The organism is Conexibacter sp. CPCC 205762, assembly GCF_030646155.1.
Taxonomy (GTDB): Bacteria; Actinomycetota; Thermoleophilia; order Solirubrobacterales; family Solirubrobacteraceae; genus Conexibacter.
In genome coordinates this window covers 1-15438 of record NZ_JAUTDN010000047.1, presented here as the reverse complement: position 1 = coordinate 15438, position 15438 = coordinate 1, and the positions used below count along the sequence as shown (strand labels likewise).

14 protein-coding genes are annotated in these 15438 nt (G+C 75.9%); 5 read left to right on the top strand and 9 right to left on the bottom strand.

Annotated elements, in window-relative coordinates; translation table 11 throughout:
* Positions 1-11 precede the first annotated feature (11 nt).
* The 4 genes from Q7L73_RS24805 to Q7L73_RS24790 are packed head-to-tail and all read left to right on the top strand — an operon-like array spanning position 12 to position 4376.
* A complete protein-coding gene (locus Q7L73_RS24805) occupies positions 12-755 on the top strand; it encodes a CbtA family protein (protein WP_304695215.1) in 744 nt (247 codons plus the stop codon).
* Between the two features lie 14 nt (positions 756-769).
* On the top strand, positions 770-2248 hold the full coding sequence (locus Q7L73_RS24800) for a hypothetical protein (RefSeq protein ID WP_304715697.1): 1479 nt from the start codon (positions 770-772) through the stop codon (positions 2246-2248).
* Positions 2245-2871 (top strand): precorrin-8X methylmutase, encoded by a 627-nt coding sequence (locus tag Q7L73_RS24795; RefSeq protein WP_304695856.1) that lies wholly within the window; start codon positions 2245-2247, stop codon positions 2869-2871. Before Q7L73_RS24800 ends, Q7L73_RS24795 begins: the two co-directional genes overlap by 4 nt.
* Positions 2872-2876: 5 nt before the next feature.
* Entirely contained in the window at positions 2877-4376 is a 1500-nt protein-coding gene (locus Q7L73_RS24790; RefSeq protein WP_304695855.1) for a precorrin-2 C(20)-methyltransferase, read from the top strand.
* Here Q7L73_RS24790 and Q7L73_RS24785 read toward each other — a convergent pair.
* Positions 4364-5092, bottom strand: coding sequence for a cobalt-precorrin-6A reductase (locus tag Q7L73_RS24785; protein WP_304695853.1), 729 nt, complete (start codon positions 5090-5092; stop codon positions 4364-4366). The two genes, Q7L73_RS24790 and Q7L73_RS24785, sit on opposite strands and share 13 nt — an antisense overlap.
* 35 nt (positions 5093-5127) lie before the next feature.
* Here Q7L73_RS24785 and Q7L73_RS24780 point away from each other — a divergent pair, with 35 nt between their 5' ends.
* A complete protein-coding gene (locus Q7L73_RS24780) occupies positions 5128-6228 on the top strand; it encodes a cobalt-precorrin-5B (C(1))-methyltransferase (protein WP_304695851.1) in 1101 nt (366 codons plus the stop codon).
* On the opposite strand, the gene cobM is transcribed toward Q7L73_RS24780, so the two are convergent.
* The 8 genes from cobM to Q7L73_RS24740 form a co-directional block, all read right to left on the bottom strand.
* Entirely contained in the window at positions 6198-6941 is a 744-nt protein-coding gene (gene cobM, locus Q7L73_RS24775; RefSeq protein WP_304695849.1) for a precorrin-4 C(11)-methyltransferase, read from the bottom strand. The genes Q7L73_RS24780 and cobM overlap by 31 nt on opposite strands.
* Positions 6938-8245, bottom strand: a complete 1308-nt coding sequence (gene cbiE / locus Q7L73_RS24770; RefSeq protein WP_304695847.1) for a precorrin-6y C5,15-methyltransferase (decarboxylating) subunit CbiE — start codon at positions 8243-8245, stop codon at positions 6938-6940. The genes cobM and cbiE overlap by 4 nt, the downstream gene beginning before the upstream one ends.
* Positions 8242-9009, bottom strand: coding sequence for an adenosylcobinamide amidohydrolase (locus Q7L73_RS24765; protein WP_304695845.1), 768 nt, complete (start codon positions 9007-9009; stop codon positions 8242-8244). The genes cbiE and Q7L73_RS24765 overlap by 4 nt, the downstream gene beginning before the upstream one ends.
* Before the next feature lie 119 nt (positions 9010-9128).
* On the bottom strand, positions 9129-11090 hold the full coding sequence (locus tag Q7L73_RS24760) for a bifunctional adenosylcobinamide kinase/adenosylcobinamide-phosphate guanylyltransferase (RefSeq protein WP_304695843.1): 1962 nt from the start codon (positions 11088-11090) through the stop codon (positions 9129-9131).
* A complete protein-coding gene (locus Q7L73_RS24755; protein WP_304695841.1) occupies positions 11087-12571 on the bottom strand; it encodes a cobyrinate a,c-diamide synthase in 1485 nt (494 codons plus the stop codon). Before Q7L73_RS24755 ends, Q7L73_RS24760 begins: the two co-directional genes overlap by 4 nt.
* Entirely contained in the window at positions 12568-14025 is a 1458-nt protein-coding gene (locus Q7L73_RS24750; protein ID WP_304695839.1) for a hypothetical protein, read from the bottom strand. Before Q7L73_RS24750 ends, Q7L73_RS24755 begins: the two co-directional genes overlap by 4 nt.
* 15 nt (positions 14026-14040) lie before the next feature.
* Positions 14041-14664 (bottom strand): cob(I)yrinic acid a,c-diamide adenosyltransferase, encoded by a 624-nt coding sequence (gene cobO, locus Q7L73_RS24745; protein ID WP_304695837.1) that lies wholly within the window; start codon positions 14662-14664, stop codon positions 14041-14043.
* Positions 14661-15438: VWA domain-containing protein (locus tag Q7L73_RS24740; RefSeq protein WP_304715695.1), on the bottom strand; the 778-nt coding region annotated here is incomplete at its 5' end. The genes Q7L73_RS24740 and cobO, both read right to left, overlap by 4 nt.

Below are 15438 nucleotides of genomic sequence, written 5' to 3'. Positions count from 1 at the left end.
GGGGCTCCGACATGGCACGCACCCTGCTCGTGCGGGGGCTGATCGCCGGCGTCCTCGCCGGTGTCTTGGCCTTCGTGTTCGCGAAGATCTTCGGTGAGCCGCAGATCGACAAGGCGATCGCGTTCGAGGAGATGCTGGCGGCCGCCGCCGGCGATCCGGGCGAGCCCGAGGTCGTCAGCCGCGGCGTCCAGTCGACGCTCGGCCTCTTCACCGGCACCGTCGTGATGGGGATCGCGCTCGGCTCGATCTACGCGATCGTGTTCGCCTGGGCCTACGGCCGCATCGGCGCGCTCGGCGCCCGCGCGACCGCCGCCCTGCTCGCGCTCGCCGCCTTCCTCGCGATCACGCTCGTCCCGTCGACGAAGTACCCGGCCAACCCGCCGACGGTCGGCAACCCCGACACGATCGACAGACGCACGCTGCTGTTCTTCGCGATGATCGCGATCTCCGTGCTGGCGCTGCTGGCCGCCTGGCGGCTGTGGCAGCAGCTCGCGCCGCGGCTCGGCGCGTGGAACGGCGCGATCGTCGCCGCGATCGTCTTCGTCGCCGTGATCGCGGTCGCGGAGCTGATCCTGCCGACGGTCCAGGAGACGCCGAGAGGCTTCCCCGCCGACGTGCTGTGGCACTTCCGCGTCGCCTCGATCGGCATCAACGCGACGCTGTGGGCCGCGCTCGGCCTCGGCTTCGGCGCGCTCGCGGAGCGTGTGCTGGAACCGTCCGCCGCGCGCCGCGCCGCCGCGCCCGCCCGCGCCTGACAGGCGCCCTCGTGATGCCCGCCTCCGCCGCCACCGGATCGACGCCCGCCGCTGACGCGGCGGCGGGTGCGGGCGGCGTGCGGGGTGGCGGCGCCTCCGCGGGCGCCGGCGGCCGCTCGACGGCGGGCGCCGACGCGTCCGGCGGCGTCGTGCGGGCGGCCGGCGCATCCGGCGGCGTCGTGCGGGCGGCCGGCGCATCCGGCGGCGTCGTGCGGGCGGCCGATCGCTGTCCCGGCATCCTGCGGCTGCACGATGCCGGCGACGGGCTGCTGGCGCGCGTGCGCGTGCCCGGCGGGCGGCTCGACCGCCGCGCGCTCGCGACGCTCGCCGACGGCGCCGCGCTCGGCAACGGCCTCGCCGAGCTGACCTCGCGCGCGAGCGTCCAGCTGCGCGGCCTGCCGCCCGCGGCCGCCGCCCCGCTCGCCCGCCTGCTCGCCGCCGGCGGCCTGCTGCCCTCGCCCGAGCACGACCGCGTGCGCAACGTGCTGGCGAGCCCGCTGGCGGGGCGGCTCCCCACGTCCGCCGACGCGCCCGCGCCTGGCGACGCGCTTGCGCCGGCCCCGCGCGGCTCCCTCCTCCCCACCGACGCGCTCGTCAGCGCGCTCGACGCCGCGATCCTCGCCGACGCTGCGCTCGCGGCGCTGCCCGGCCGCTTCCTCTTCGCGCTCGACGACGGCGCCGGCCTCGTCGAGCTGGCGACGGCGGATGTCGCGCTGGCGGCGGAGGCGTCAGACCGGTTGCGCCTGTGGCTCGCCGGCCGGCCGACCTCCCGCACCCTGATGCCAGACGCGGCGGTCGCGACGCTGCTCGACGCCGCGCGCGCCTTCCTCGCCCTCCGCGCCGAGCTGGCGCCGACCGCCTGGCACGTCGCCGACCTGCCCGGCGGCGCGGAGGCGCTCGCCGACGCCCTCGCGATCCCGAAGTCTGCGGCTTTCCCCTCGCATAGCGAGGGAAGGGCCGCAGACATCGACCCGGGCGAGCGGGCGCAGGCCGACGGGCGGGTGGCGGTGACGGCGCTGGCGCCGCTGGCGCGGCTGGATGAGCGGCAGCTGCGGGGGCTCGACGCGCTGCTCGCCGAGCACGGGCTCGACGACGTCCGCGTCGCGCCCAACCGCACGCTGACGATCCCCGACGTCCCGCGCGAGACCGCGCCCGCACTCGCCGCGCAGCTCGATACGCTCGGCCTCGTCACGCGCGCCGACTCCGGCTGGCGCGGGCTGACTGCCTGCTCCGGCCTCGGCGCGTGCCGCCGCGCGCACGTCGACGTGCGCGCCGCCGCCGCGGCCCGCGCCGCCGTCCGCAGCGCCGGCGACCCGCCCGAGCACTGGTCCGCCTGCCCGCGCAGATGCGGGATGAAGCGCGACGTGGCGGTCGGGATCGTCGCCGGCGAGGACACGCTCCAGCTCTTGCACGCCGGCCGCGCGTACGCAGAGGCGGCCGATCCCGAGCACGCGCTCGACCTGCTGAACCACCACGAAAGACCTGCCGCATGACGACGCTCGACTACATCCGCGACGGCGCGGAGATCTACCGCAACTCGTTCGCGATCATCCGCGCCGAGGCCGACCTGAGCGGCTTCGAGCCGATCCTCGCGCGAACGGTCGTGCGGATGATCCACAGCTGCGGGATGGTCGACCTGACCAGGGACGTCGCCGCCTCGGCCGGCTTCGGCGCGGCCGCCGAGCAGGCGCTGAGAGCCGGCGCGCCGATCCTCTGCGACACGCAGATGGTCGCCTCCGGCATCACGCGCAAGCGGCTGCCGGCCGCCAACGAGGTCGTCTGCACGCTCAACGACGAGCGTGTCCCGGCGCTGGCACAGGAGGCGGGCACGACCCGCTCCGCCGCCGCGATGGAGCTGTGGCGCGACCGCCTCGACGGCGCGCTGGTCGTGATCGGCAACGCCCCCACCTCGCTCTTCCGCCTGCTGGAGATGATCGCCGACGGCGCGCCGCGGCCGGCGGCGGTGATCGGCGTGCCGGTCGGCTTCGTCGGTGCGGCCGAGTCGAAGGTCGCACTCTCCCGCAGCGACCTGGAGCATGTCGTCGTCCACGGCCGCCGCGGCGGCAGCGCGATCGCCTGCGGTGCGGTCAACGCGCTCGCGAGCGAGGCGGAGTGAGCCCGATGCCCGGAAGACTGTTCGGCGTCGGCGTCGGCCCCGGCGACCCGGAGCTGCTGACGCTGAAGGCGACCCGCGCGATCCACGACGCCGACGTGATCGCCTACCCGAGCGCGCGCCACGGCAAGTCGGTCGCGCGCCGGATCGCGGCGCCGTACCTGCGCGCCGACCACCTCGAGGTGCTGCTCAGATTCCCCGTCACGACGGAGCTGACGAGCCACCCGGGCGGCTACGAGGCGGCGCTGTTCGCGTTCTACGACGAGGCCTCCGAGGAGCTGGCGGTCCACCTCGACGCCGGCCGCGACGTCGCGATCCTGTGCGAGGGCGACCCGTTCTTCTACGGCTCCTACATGTACTTCCACGAGCGCCTCGCGCCCCGCTACGAGACGACAGTGATCCCCGCCGTGACGGCCTTCAGCGCGGCCGCCGCGGCCGCCGGCACGCCGCTGGTCAAGCGCGACGACGTCTTCATGGCGCTGCCCGGGACGCTGCCGCAGGAGCAGCTCGCCGCGCGCCTGCGCAGCGCCGACGCGGCGGTCGTGATGAAGCTCGGGCGGACCTTCCCGAAGGTCGTCGAGGCGGCCGCCGAGGCCGGCGTCGCGGAGCGCGGCGTCTACGTCGAGCGGGCGAGCGCGCCGGAGCAGCGGATCGTGCCGCTGGAAGAGGTCGAGGGCAGCGTCCCGTACATGTCGCTCGTGCTCGTGCCGACGACGCAGGTGCACCGCTCGGGCGACGCCGCCGCGAGCGCCGCCGCCGGCTCGGTCGCGGTCGTCGGCCTCGGCCCCGCCGGGCCGGAGTGGCTGACGCCCGAGGCACGCGCCGAGCTGGCCGAGGCGACCGAGATCGTCGGCTACAAGACCTACGTCGACCGCGTCCCCGGCCGCGTCGGCCAGACCCGCCACGCGACCGACAACCGCGTCGAGGCCGACCGCGCGCGCCATGCGCTGGAGCTGGCCGCCGCCGGCAGACGGGTCGCGGTCGTCTCCTCCGGGGATCCCGGCATCTTCGCGATGGCGGCGGCGGTGATGGAGCAGCTCGAAGCGGGCTCGTTCGGTGGTGTCGACGTGCGCGTCGTGCCGGGCCTGAGCGCGATGCAGGCGGCGGCGGCGCGGGTCGGCGCCCCGCTCGGCCACGACTTCTGCGTGCTGTCGCTGTCGGACGTGCTGAAGCCGTGGGAGGTGATCGAGCGGCGGCTGGAGGCGGTCGCGGCGGCCGACCTGGCGCTCGCCGTCTACAACCCGCGCTCGAAGACGCGCCCGACGCAGCTGGAGGAGGCGCGCGCGGTGCTGCTGCGCCACCGTGCGCCGGAGACCGTCGTCGTGCTGGCGAGAGCGGTCGGCGCGCCGAGCGAGACGATCACGGTCACGACGCTCGGCGCGTTTGACGCCGAGGCGGTCGACATGCGCACGCTGTTGCTCGTCGGCTCCTCGCAGACGCGCGTCTTCGGCGACGGCAACGGCGCCGGCCCGGTCCGCGTCTACACCCCGCGCCGCTACCCGGCGTGAGCACGCGCCCACGCGACCGCCTCGGCGACCGTCGCGACGGCGGGCGTCTGCGGGCGCGGCGGGCGGCGGACGACGATCACGGGCAGGCCGCGCGCGCGGGCGGCGTCGAGCTTGGCGTGCGTGAGCGCGCCGCCGGAGTCCTTCGTGACCACGAGATCGAGGCGGTGGGCGTCGATCAGGCTGCCTTCGCCCGCGACCGTGTAGGGACCGCGGTCGAGCAGCAGCTCGTGATGAGGCGGGAGCGGCGGGTCGGGCGGGTCGACGCAGCGGATCAGGAAGAAGGCTTCGCTGCGCGCGAACGCCGGCAGCCCCTGGCGGCCGGTCGTCAGCAGCACGCGGGCGCACTGGGGGATCAGGCGCGCGGCATGGTCGAGGTCGTCGGCCCACGTCCAGCGGTCGCCGTCGCGCTCGCTCCAGCCGGGGCGTTCGAGCCGCAGGAGGGGTTTGTGCGCGGCGCTCGCCGCCTGCGCCGCGCTCGCCGAGATCCGCTCCGCGAACGGATGAGTTGCGTCCACGACGGCGGCGATCTCATTGGCGCGCAGCCACTCGGCGAGCTTGTCAGGACCGCCGAACCCGCCGATCCGCACCTCGCCGACGGGCAGCCGCGGCCGCGCCACGCGCCCCGCCAGCGACGAGATCACCGCTACGTTCTGCGCATGCAGCGCCGCGGCCAGATCCCGTGCCTCACCGGTCCCGCCGAGGATCAGAACGCGCACAGTCTCACCGTTGACTTGAGGGTGAGGGTTGTCCGGTGAGCGAGGCCGGAACCCCGCTGCGCCGGGGATGGACGACCGGCGCCTGCGCGACCGCCGCGACGAAGGCCGCCTACGCCGCCCTGCTGACCGGCGCGTTCCCCGATCCGGTCGCGATCACGCTGCCCGGCGGCCAGCAGCCGGCGTTCGCGCTCGCGGTCGAGCGGCTCGGCGACGGCGTCGCGACCGCCGGCGTGATCAAGGACGCCGGCGACGATCCCGACGTGACCCACGGCGCGCTCGTGCTCGCGACGGTGCGGCGTGCGGCGCCCGGCGCGGGCGTCGTCTTCCGCGCCGGCGAGGGCGTCGGCACGGTGACGCTGCCGGGGCTGCAGCTGCCGGTCGGCGAGCCGGCGATCAACCCGGTGCCGCGCAGGCTGATGCGCGGGGTCGTCTCCGAGCTGGCCGCGTCGCACGGGGACCCCGGCGACGTGATCGTCGAGATCGGCGTCGAGGGCGGCGAGCAGATCGCGACGAGAACCTGGAACGCGCGGCTGGGGATCCTCGGCGGGCTGTCGATCCTCGGCACGACCGGCGTCGTCGTGCCGTACTCCTGCTCGGCCTGGATCGCCTCGATCCGCCATGGGATCGACGTCGCGCGCGCGACCGGGCAGCCGCACGCGATCGCCGCCACCGGCGACACCTCCGAGCGCGCCGCCCAGCGGCTGTACGAGCTGCCCCCCAGCGCGCTGCTCGACATGGGCGACTTCGCCGGCGCGCTGCTGAAGTACCTCGCGCGCAACCCCGTCCCGCGGCTGACGCTCGCCGGCGGCGTCGCGAAGCTGTCGAAGCTCGCCGCCGGCCACCTCGACCTGCACTCGGCGCGGTCGCAGGTCGACCTCGACCGGTTGGCGGGCTGGGCGCTGGAGTCTGGCGGGTCGGCGACGCTGGCCGACGAGATCCGTGCCGGCAACACCGCGCTCCACGCCCACCAGCTCGCGGTCGCGGCCGGCGTGCCGCTGGCCGAGCGGATCGCGGCGGAGGCGCTGGGCGTCGTGCGCGGGGTGCTCGGCACCGCGCCGGTCGCGGCGGAGGTGCTGGTGGTCGACCGCGAGGGCGAGATCGTCGCTCATGCGGGGCGGGTTCGCCCCTTCGAGTAGAGGAAGCTCTCGCCGCCCTTGCCGCTGAGCGCGGGGCCGACGAGGATCGTCGCGGTCCGCTTCACGCCCGCCTCGGCGACCTGCTCGGCGATCGTCGCGAGCGTGCCGCGCAGGATCAGCTCGTCGGGCCAGCTCGCGCGGGCGACGACGGCGGCCGGGCAGTCGCGGCCGTAGTGGGGCTCGATCGTCGCGACCAGCTCCTCCATCGCCTGCACGCCGAGGTGGAGCACGAGCGTCGAGCCGTGCGCGGCGAGCTGTGCGAGGTCCTCGCCGCCGGGCATCGCGGAGGCGCGTCTGCGGTAGCGGGTGAGGATCACCGACTGCGCGACGCCGGGCAGGGTCAGCTCGCGTCTGAGCGCGGCGCTGGCGGCGGCGAAGGCGGGCACGCCCGGGGTCATGTCCCAGTCGATCCCGAGCGCGTCGAGCCGGCGCGTCTGCTCGCCGAGCGCGGAGTAGATCGACAGGTCGCCCGAGTGCAGGCGCGCGACGTCCTGGCCGTTCGCGTGTGCAAGCTCGAACTCCGCGACGATCTCGTCCAGCTCCAGGTGCTGTGTGTCGACGACGCGGGCGCCGGAGGGCGCATGCTCGAGCACCTCCGGTGGCACGAGCGCACCGGCGTAGAGCACGACGGGGCAGGCGGCGATCAGCTTCGCCGCGCGCAGCGTCAGCAGGTCGGCCGCGCCAGGGCCGGCGCCGATGAAGTGGACGGTCATGCGAGTGGTCTCTCCTGTGGCTTGCGCGCCTCCCACTGGACGACGGGCATCTGCGCCCGCCAGCCGCTGAAGCCGCCGACCGGGGCGGCGTGGGCGATCGCGATCTGCGTCAGCGTGCCGCCGTGCTGCTCGCGCGCGGTCAGCAGCCGCGCCTGGCTCTCCAGCGTGACGGCGTTGGCGACGATCCGGCCGCCGGGCTTGAGCACGTGCCAGGCGGCGTCGAGCACGCCGGCGGCGGTCAGCCCACCGCCGACGAAGACCGCGTCGGGCTTGCCCGGATCGATCAGCGCGTCGCCGAGCACGGCCGGGAGGCGCCCGCGGATGACGGTCAATTGCGGGGCGCCGAGTCTGGCGGCGTTCTCGGCGATCCGCCTGGCGCGCGCTTCGTTCGCCTCGAACGCGACCGCCTTCCCCGGCGTAGCCGCGGGGATCGCGGCGAGCGCGCGCAGCCACTCGATCGCGATCGAGCCGGAGCCCGCGCCGAGGTCGAAGAGCAGCTCGCCCGGCCGCGGCGCCAGCGCCGCGAGCGTCACCGCCCGCACGTGCCGCTTCGTGATCTGCCCGTCGTGGTCGAAGGCGTCGTCGGGCAGCCCGGGGGTGAGCGAGAGGCCCTCTCCTCCCTGATCCGCCCGCACCTCGATCGCGATCGCGTGAAGCGGGTCGGCGGCTCTGTCGCCCCAGCCCGCGGCGGTCGTCTCGTGTCGCGCCTCGTCCGCTCCGCCGAGCTGTTCGAGCACGACAAAGCGGCTGGTGCCGAAGCCGCGCGTTCGCAGCACGCGCGCGATCGTGGCCGCGCCGTCGCTCCCGGTCGCGTAGACGATCAGCCGCCGGCCGGTCTGCAGCGCCCGCGCCACCTGCTCTGGCGCCCGCGCGACCGTGCTGACCAGCTCCGTCTCCTGCTCCGCCCACAGCATCCGCGCACAGGCGAGCGCGAAGGCCGAGGGATGCGGAATCACGGCAAGCTCCGCGCCGCCATCTGCAGCACCCGCGCCCTGCTTTGCATCATCCGCGACGCGGCGGGCGAGGCTGGCGCCGATGCCGTGCAGCATCGGATCGCCGCTGGCGAGCACGACGGCGTCGCCGTGGCGGCCGGCGGCCAGCGCGTCGAGCAGCGGCTCCAGCGGCGACGGCCAAGCCAGGCGGCGCGCGCCCGCCGCCGTCGCCGTCGCCGACTCCGGCACCAGCTCCAGCTGTCGTGCCGACCCGACCAGCAGCGTCGCCGCCGCGACCGCCGCCCGTCCCGCACCGCCGAGCCCGTCCCAGCCGTCGGCGCCGATGCCGACGACGGTCAGCCGAACGCTCATCGGCGGGCCTCCTCGAACAGCGGCCCGAAGTCGGCACGGTCGGCGCGGGCGCCAGCGAGGACGGCGCGGTGGACGGCGTGGGCGATGTCGGCGCCGATCGCGGTCGCGGGACCGGCGAACGGCTCGCCGCCGCCGGGCAGGGCGGCGATGCAGAAGGCGTCGGTGGCGGTGCCGGTCGCGTGGCAGTCGGCGTTCGCGGCCGGGACGGCGGCGGCCGCGAGCGCCTGCGCCTTCGCCTCGATCGCGGTCTGCGCCGCGCCGGCGAGCGCGGCGTCGTCGAGCGGCGCATCGACGAGCACGAGCAGGTTGATCGTCCCGACGGTCGGCACCGCACGCGGTCTCGTCCCGGCGGCCGCCAGCGCATGCCCGACCCCGACCGTCGCGAACGCCCGCGCCCGGCCGCGCTCGCCGATCTCGCAGCGGTCGACGTCGACCGCCGTCAGCATCCCCACCAGCGAGCCGTCGAAGCCGAGCGCCGCCGCTCGTTCGGTCAGGTCGACGGCCGGGTCGAGGCGGTCGTAGTCGCGCGCGACGGTCGCGTTGAGCCAGCCGTGCGCGACCCCGATCCCGCCGCCGAGCACCGCCGAGGAGAGCACCCGCCGCGGCGCGCCGAAGTCGACCAGGAGCGTGCCGGGTCGGCGGACGATGCGCGCCGCCGCACTGCCCGCCGAGGCCTCGCCGGATCGCGCCGCGCTGCCTGCCAATGCGTCGCCGGATCGCGCCGCATCGCACGCCGACGCCTCGCCGGCGAACCCGCCGCCCATCGGCGCCTCGCCGGCCGCGCCGGACGAAGCCGAGACGCGGCCCGTCGATGGCTCGCCAGCCGGAGCGGATGGAGCCCCGACGCCGCCCGCGCGCGTCTCACCGCGCATCGGCGCCTGTCTCATCGCCCCACCTCCGCGATCGCCTCTGCCAACGCCGCGACGAGGCGCGCGTTCTGCTCGGGCGCCCGCGCGGTCACGCGCAGGTGACGGCCGTCGAGGCCCGGGAACGAGGCGGCCTCGCGAACGGCGATCCGCCGCCGGCGCAGCGCGGCGGCTACGGCAGCGCCGTCGGCGACCTCGATCAGCGTGTAGTTGGCGGCGGCCGGCCAGGCGCGGACGCCATCGAGCGTCGCCAGCCGGGCGGCCAGGTCGCTCTGTTCCGCGCAGGTCCGCTCGGCCGCCTCGGCGAGCACCTGCGGCCGCCGCGCGACCGCCGCCAGTGCCGCGAGCGCGAGCGCGTTGACCGACCACGGTGGCCGCACCGCCCGCAGCCGCTCCGCGGCGGCCGGGTGGGCGACCGCGTAGCCGGCGCGCAGGCCGGGGATCGCGAGCGACTTCGTCAGGCTGCGAACGACGATCACGTCCTCCAGCGGCTCGCGCACGAGCGTGCCAGGCTCGCCTGGCACGAGATCGATGAACGCCTCGTCGACGACGACCATTCGCCCCGGCCGCCGCAGCGCCAGCAGCGCCGCGGCCGGATCGAGCGTGCCGCTCGGCGACGCCGGGTTGCCGACGATCACGAGGTCGGCCTCCGCCGGCACCGCCGCCGGGTCGAGCGCGAACCCCGCGTCGGGATCGCGCAGGACGCGCACGACCTCGACGCCGTGCGCGCGCAAAGCGGCCTCCGACTCGGTGAAGCCGGGATGGACGCAGGCCGCGAGCCGCGGTCTCAGCGCCGTCGGCAGCAGCCACAGCGCCTGCGCCGCGCCGTTCGCCGGCACGATCTCCTCCGCCGTGCGTCCGTGCAGCGCCGCGAGCGCCTCGCATGCCTCGCGCTCGTCCGGATAGCGCGTCGCCTGCTCCGCCAGCGCCGCTTCCAGCTCCGTCCGCAGCCACGCCGGCGGCCCTTCCGCCCGCACGTTGACCGCATGGTCCGCATCCCCCGGCCGCACGGCCGTGTCGCCGTGCGTGCGCAGCGCGGCGAGGTCGGATGGCGCGGGTTGCGCGAATGCCGGCGCGGCTGACGCAAATGCCGGCGCGGCTTGCGCAGATGTCGGCGCGGATTGCGCAGATGCGGGCGCGAATTGCGCGAATGCGGGCGCGGGTTGCGCGAATGCGGGCGCGGGTTGCGCAAATGCGGGCGCGGGTTGCGCGGACGCTGGCGCGGCTTGCGCTGATGTGAGCGCGAGCGGGCGGCCGGCGACGATCAGCTCGACGCGATCGGCGACGGCGGCGAGCTGCTGCGTCGCGCTGCCGAGCAGGTCGAGCCAGACACGGGAGGCGCGGTCGGGAGGCAGCACGCCTTCGCCGGCCTGCTCGGCGACGACGATCGCGGCACCGCCGGCGGCGGACAGCGTGGTCGCGGCGTGCGCCAGCTGCGCAACCCCGGTCTCGATCCGCTCGCGTGCGGCCGTCAGGCGCTCCTCGCTGGGATCGTCGAAGGCGCCTGCGTGGTGGAGCGTGGTGGCGATCCACGGCCCGAGTCCGTCGACCAGGATGCAGCGGCGGTCCGGCACCGCGGCGATGGCCTCCGCACCGTCACCGGTCGCACTGCGGGCGACACCCTCTGCACCGTCACCGGTCGCACTGCGGGCAACATCCTCCGCACCGTTACCGCCCTCAGCGCGGGCGGCGCCCTCCGCACCGTTGCCGGTCTCGGCGGGAGCGACACGCTCGACGCCGGCGCCATGCTCGGCGATGCCGCCGGCCACGAACGCAGCCGCGAGGTCGTCGCCAGCCTCGATCGTCGTCCACTCCGCGGGCCGGCGGGCGACGTGCGCGGCGATCCGCTCGGCGAGCGACGGGTCGGAACCGTCCGCCGTCGCGACGTAGGTGACCGGCAGCCCGCTGTCGGCGGCGAGCTGCTCGGCGCGTGCGCTCTTGCCCGAGCGGGTGCCGCCGAGCAGCAGCGTGACGGTCACCCGGGTCCCCCCGCGCGCGCCGCTGCGACGAAGTCGTGCGCGACCTGCGGGAAGGCGGCCCAGTGAACATGCAGGTAGCTCGCCTGCACCGCGCCGGCGACGAATCCCTCCCGCCGCTCCAGACCGCGTGCGGCGAGCGTCCAGGCGGGAGCGTCCGGCGAGCCGGGGGCGCTCGGCGCACCAGCTGCCGCTGCCGTGCTCGTCGTGTCGCCGGCCGGCTCGACCTGCGTGTAGTGGAACTCGTGGCCGCGCAGGCGCGCGCCGCGCGCCAGCCAGGGCGTCGCAGTCGCCGCGGTCGCCTCGCGGTAGCCCAGTGTCAGCCGTCTTCCCATCGCCGCTCTCATCGGCACCACTCCACACATCTCATGACCGTCGAGATGCTCGCAGAGGAACAGCAAACCGCCACACTCGGCGAGGATCGGGCGCCCGGCGGCCGCATGCGCGGCGACCTCGCCGCGAAGGCGCGCGTTGGCCTGCAGCTCTGCCCCGAAGACCTCGGGGAAGCCGCCCGCGAGGACGAGCGCCTCGGTGCCCTCCGGCAGCGTCTCGTCGCGCAGCGGATCGAACGGCAGCAGCTCTGCCCCCGCCGCCTCGAGCAGCTCGAGGTTCTCCTGGTAGTGGAAGGAGAAGGCCGGCCCGCGCGCAATCGCGATGCGCGCAGGTGCGCCGCCATCACGCACATCCGCGCCACGATCACGCACATCCGCGCCACCGTCACGCGCCTCCACGGCGGGGGTCTGCGAGGCAGCCGCAGCACCGACGTGCGGACTCCACGCCGCCCCGTCGATCGACGGGGCGGTGCGGGCAAGCGCGAGCAGGGCGTCGAGGTCGAGGCGGTCGGCGAGCGTCGCGGCGAGCAGGGCGAGTGCGGCGCGGGTGCGCGGCTCGCGCTCGGCGACCGGAACGAGGCCGAGGTGGCGCTCGGGGGCGGAGATCCGCTCGTCGCGACGCAGCGCTCCGAGGACCGGAAGACCGAGTGGCTCGACCGCCTCGCGCAGCAACTGCTCGTGGACGTCGGAGCCGACGCGGTTGAAGATCACACCCGCGACGTCGACCTGCGGATCGAAGGTCGCGAAGCCGTGGACGATCGCAGCCGCCGAACGCGCCATCGCCGAGCCGTCGACGACCAGCACGACCGGCGCGTGCAGCAGCTTCGAGACCTGCGCGGTCGAGGCCAGCTCGCCGCGCCCGGAGGCGCCGTCGAACAGACCCATCACACCCTCGATCACGGCGATGTCGGCGTCACCGGAGCCGTGGCGGAAGAGCGGCGCGATCAGCTCGGTCCCGGCGAGGTAGGCGTCGAGATTGCGGCCAGGCCGGCCCGACGCGAGCGCGTGATAGCTGGGGTCGATGTAGTCCGGGCCGACCTTGAAGCCCTGCACCCGCAGCCCGCGCGCCCGCAGCGCCCCGATCAGGCCGCTGGCGATAGTCGTCTTGCCGGCGCCGGAGCTGGTGCCGGCGACCACGAGCCGCGGAATCACGCCGCCGCCCGCACGCTCGTCGCCAGCTCGACCGGGAGCGTGAGCGGCAGCGCGGCCACCGCTCGCTCCGTCAGCCGTGGCGCAGTCTGCGCAGCTCGCGGCGCATCCGCCGCAATTCGCGGCGCAGTCTGCGCAGCTCGCGGCGCATCCGCCGCAATTCGCGGCGCGGTCTTCGCAGTTCGCGGCGCATCCGCCGCAATGCGCGGCGCAGTCTGCGCAGCTCGCGGCGCATCTGTCTCAAACCGCGGCCCAGCTTGCGCAGTTCGCGGCGCGGATTGCGGGGACCACGTCACGCACGGAACAGGTGTGGCGTCGTGGCGGCCGTCAGCGGGGTCGCAGCCGTGGTCGGGGCAGACGCGCAGGGTGTCGACGGGGCGTGAAGCCGTGCCGTCGAGCGGCGAGCCGACGGCGCCTGCACGCGCACGCAGGGCAGCGGCGAGCGGCGCGATCAGGTCGCGATCGGCGGCCTCGATCGCGGCGATCTTCGCGGCGGCGTCGTGCTCGTGGGCGGCCTCGTCGGGAGCGCCGACATGGACGACGATCCGCTCGACGCTCGCGGGTCCGGGTCCGGGTCCGGGACCGGGACCGTCGCCGCACCGGGCTCCAGCTGCTCCGTTCGACGCGCCGGCCGTCGCGTCCCGCAGCACGCCCAGCGCCGCGGCGGCCTTGGCGGCGAGGTCGCTGCCGGGGCGACCGGTCGCGCCCGCGGGCGTGATGACGCGCGCGCCGAGCAGCCGCGCGAGGCCGGCGGCGGCGCCGGGGGCGGCGATCACGACCGTGCGCGCATCGAGAATGCGCGGAGGCACGATCCCCTCGCGCCAGGGATGGAGCGTCAGGCCCTCGCGCGCCACGTCCCGCTCGCCCGCGCTCGCGCTCGCCAACGCAGGTGCAGACGCCAACGCAGACGCGGGTGCCGACGCCAACGCCGCTCCGAACGCCACCAGCGGATCCAACCCCGGCAGCGGCGCGCGCGCGACCGCCAGCAGCCGATGGCCGCCGAGCAGGTGCAGACGGTGCGACGGCAGCGCGACTGCGAGTGCCGGCAGCGCTTGCGCGGCATCAGCGCGGGCGCCGTCGGCGGCGTGGCGCACGTCGATCCGACAGGCGCGCTCGCCGTCCTCGACGGCGATCCCGCGCGCGGCGGCTTCGACCGCCCCGCGGTCGACCGACGCCGGTGGCGTCCAGCCGAGCAGCGCCGGGATCGCGTGCTCCGAGCCGGCCTCCAGCCACGGCGCGACCGTCCGCAGCCGCGTCAGCGCGCCCTCCGCGCAGAGGGCGTCGAGCGCCGGGGTCGCGGCGCGTTCGAGGCTCGTCGGCCGGCCGTCGCGCGGCGGCTCGCTGGCGCCGTCGAGGATCACGAGCAGCTCGACGCCGCCCGCTTGCGCCGGCCGCCAGCTCGCGGCCTCACCGCGCTCGCACTCCGCGGCCGCGGGCTCGACGCCGCCGTCAGGCATCGGTGCTCGCGGTCGTCACCACTCGATCCCCTGCTGGGCGCGGATGCCCTGGTCCATCGGGTGCTTGACCTTCGTCACCTCGGAGACGAGGTCGGCCAGCTCGATCAGCTTCGGATCGGCGTCGCGGCCGGTGATGATCACGTGCTGGAAGCCGGGGCGCGAGCGCAGCGTCTCGACCACGTCGTCGACGTCGATCCAGCCCCACTTGATCGGGTACGTCATCTCGTCCAGCAGCAGGAACTCGTATCTCTCCGACGCGATCGCGGCCTTCACGCCCTCCCAGCCGGCGCGCGCGAGGTCGGCCGACTCGTCCAGGTCTCTCGACAGCCACGACCAGCCGTCGCCCATCTTCTCCCAGTCGATCCCGCCGAGCGCGGCGGCCGCTCTCGCCTCGCCGACCTTCCACTTGCCCGACTTGACGAACTGGAAGACGCCGCAGCGGTAGCCGCGCGCCCACGCGCGCAGCAGCATCCCGAACGCGGCCGTCGACTTGCCCTTGCCGTGCCCGGTGTAGACCGCGACGAGCGCTCTGTCGCGCGGCTTGCGGCGCTTCGGCTCGGCGCTGCCGACGTCGCCCGGACGGTGCGGGACGTCGACGTCGTCGCCGCCGTGCTTCTCCAGCGGAGTGGTCTCGCTCATGCTGCTCTCCTGTGACGGACGGGGGCCGGCGCGAGCCGGTGCAGCTGGCCGCCGGCGGCCGCGGCGACGCGCCCCGCCAGCCCGAGCCGCACGTGCCCTTCCTCGGTGTCGACGACGTGGACGGCGCCGGCGGCCGCGCCGAGCGCGCGCGCCGCGGCCGGGACCGCGCCGTGGGGATCCTGCACGCGACCGTCGGTGAGGACGATCGCGAGCGAGCGGCGCTCGGGCTCGCGGACGGCCTCGCGGCCGATCGTCAGCGCCGCCTCGCGCAGCCCCTCGGCGAGCGGCGTGCGGCCGCCCGTCGGGAGCGCGCGGATCGCGGCGCCAGCCTGCTCCAGCGGAGCGCCTGGTCTGACAAGCAGTTCAGCGTGCGCGTCGCGGAAGGCGATCACGGCGACGCGATCGCGGCGCGCGTAGGCGTCGCGCAGCAGCGCCAGCAGCGCACCCTTGACTCTCGCCAGCCGCTGCCGCGCCCCCATCGACCCGCTCGCATCGACGACCAGACACAGCAGCACCGCCTCGCGCCCCGCCCGCACGTGCTCGTGGAGCGGGAAGTCTGCGGCTCGTGCCTCGCTGTGGAGGGCCAAATCCGCAGACATCGGCAACGCGCCAGCTTCGAGGCCGGCGTCGGGGAGCGCGGCGCCCGCCTGCAGCCGCGCCCGCAGCGTCGCGACGAGCGCGAGGTCCGGGGCGCCCGGCGCCGCCGCGCGGCTGTCGATCGCGCCGACGCTCGCGCCGCGGCCGCGGGCACGGCGGCCGCGCGGGCCGCTGCCG

What these genes read in the sequence shown, in the direction of transcription:
- Q7L73_RS24805 (WP_304695215.1), top strand. Translation starts at nt 12, where the DNA reads ATGGCACGCACCCTGCTCGTGCGGGGGCTGATCGCCGGCGTCCTCGCC.
- Q7L73_RS24800 (WP_304715697.1), top strand. Translation starts at nt 770, where the DNA reads ATGCCCGCCTCCGCCGCCACCGGATCGACGCCCGCCGCTGACGCGGCG.
- Q7L73_RS24795 (WP_304695856.1), top strand. Translation starts at nt 2,245, where the DNA reads ATGACGACGCTCGACTACATCCGCGACGGCGCGGAGATCTACCGCAAC.
- Q7L73_RS24790 (WP_304695855.1), top strand. Translation starts at nt 2,877, where the DNA reads ATGCCCGGAAGACTGTTCGGCGTCGGCGTCGGCCCCGGCGACCCGGAG.
- cobM (WP_304695849.1), bottom strand. Translation starts at nt 6,941, where the DNA reads ATGACCGTCCACTTCATCGGCGCCGGCCCTGGCGCGGCCGACCTGCTG.
- cbiE (WP_304695847.1), bottom strand. Translation starts at nt 8,245, where the DNA reads ATGAGCGTTCGGCTGACCGTCGTCGGCATCGGCGCCGACGGCTGGGAC.
- Q7L73_RS24765 (WP_304695845.1), bottom strand. Translation starts at nt 9,009, where the DNA reads ATGGGCGGCGGGTTCGCCGGCGAGGCGTCGGCGTGCGATGCGGCGCGA.
- Q7L73_RS24750 (WP_304695839.1), bottom strand. Translation starts at nt 14,025, where the DNA reads ATGCCTGACGGCGGCGTCGAGCCCGCGGCCGCGGAGTGCGAGCGCGGT.
- cobO (WP_304695837.1), bottom strand. Translation starts at nt 14,664, where the DNA reads ATGAGCGAGACCACTCCGCTGGAGAAGCACGGCGGCGACGACGTCGAC.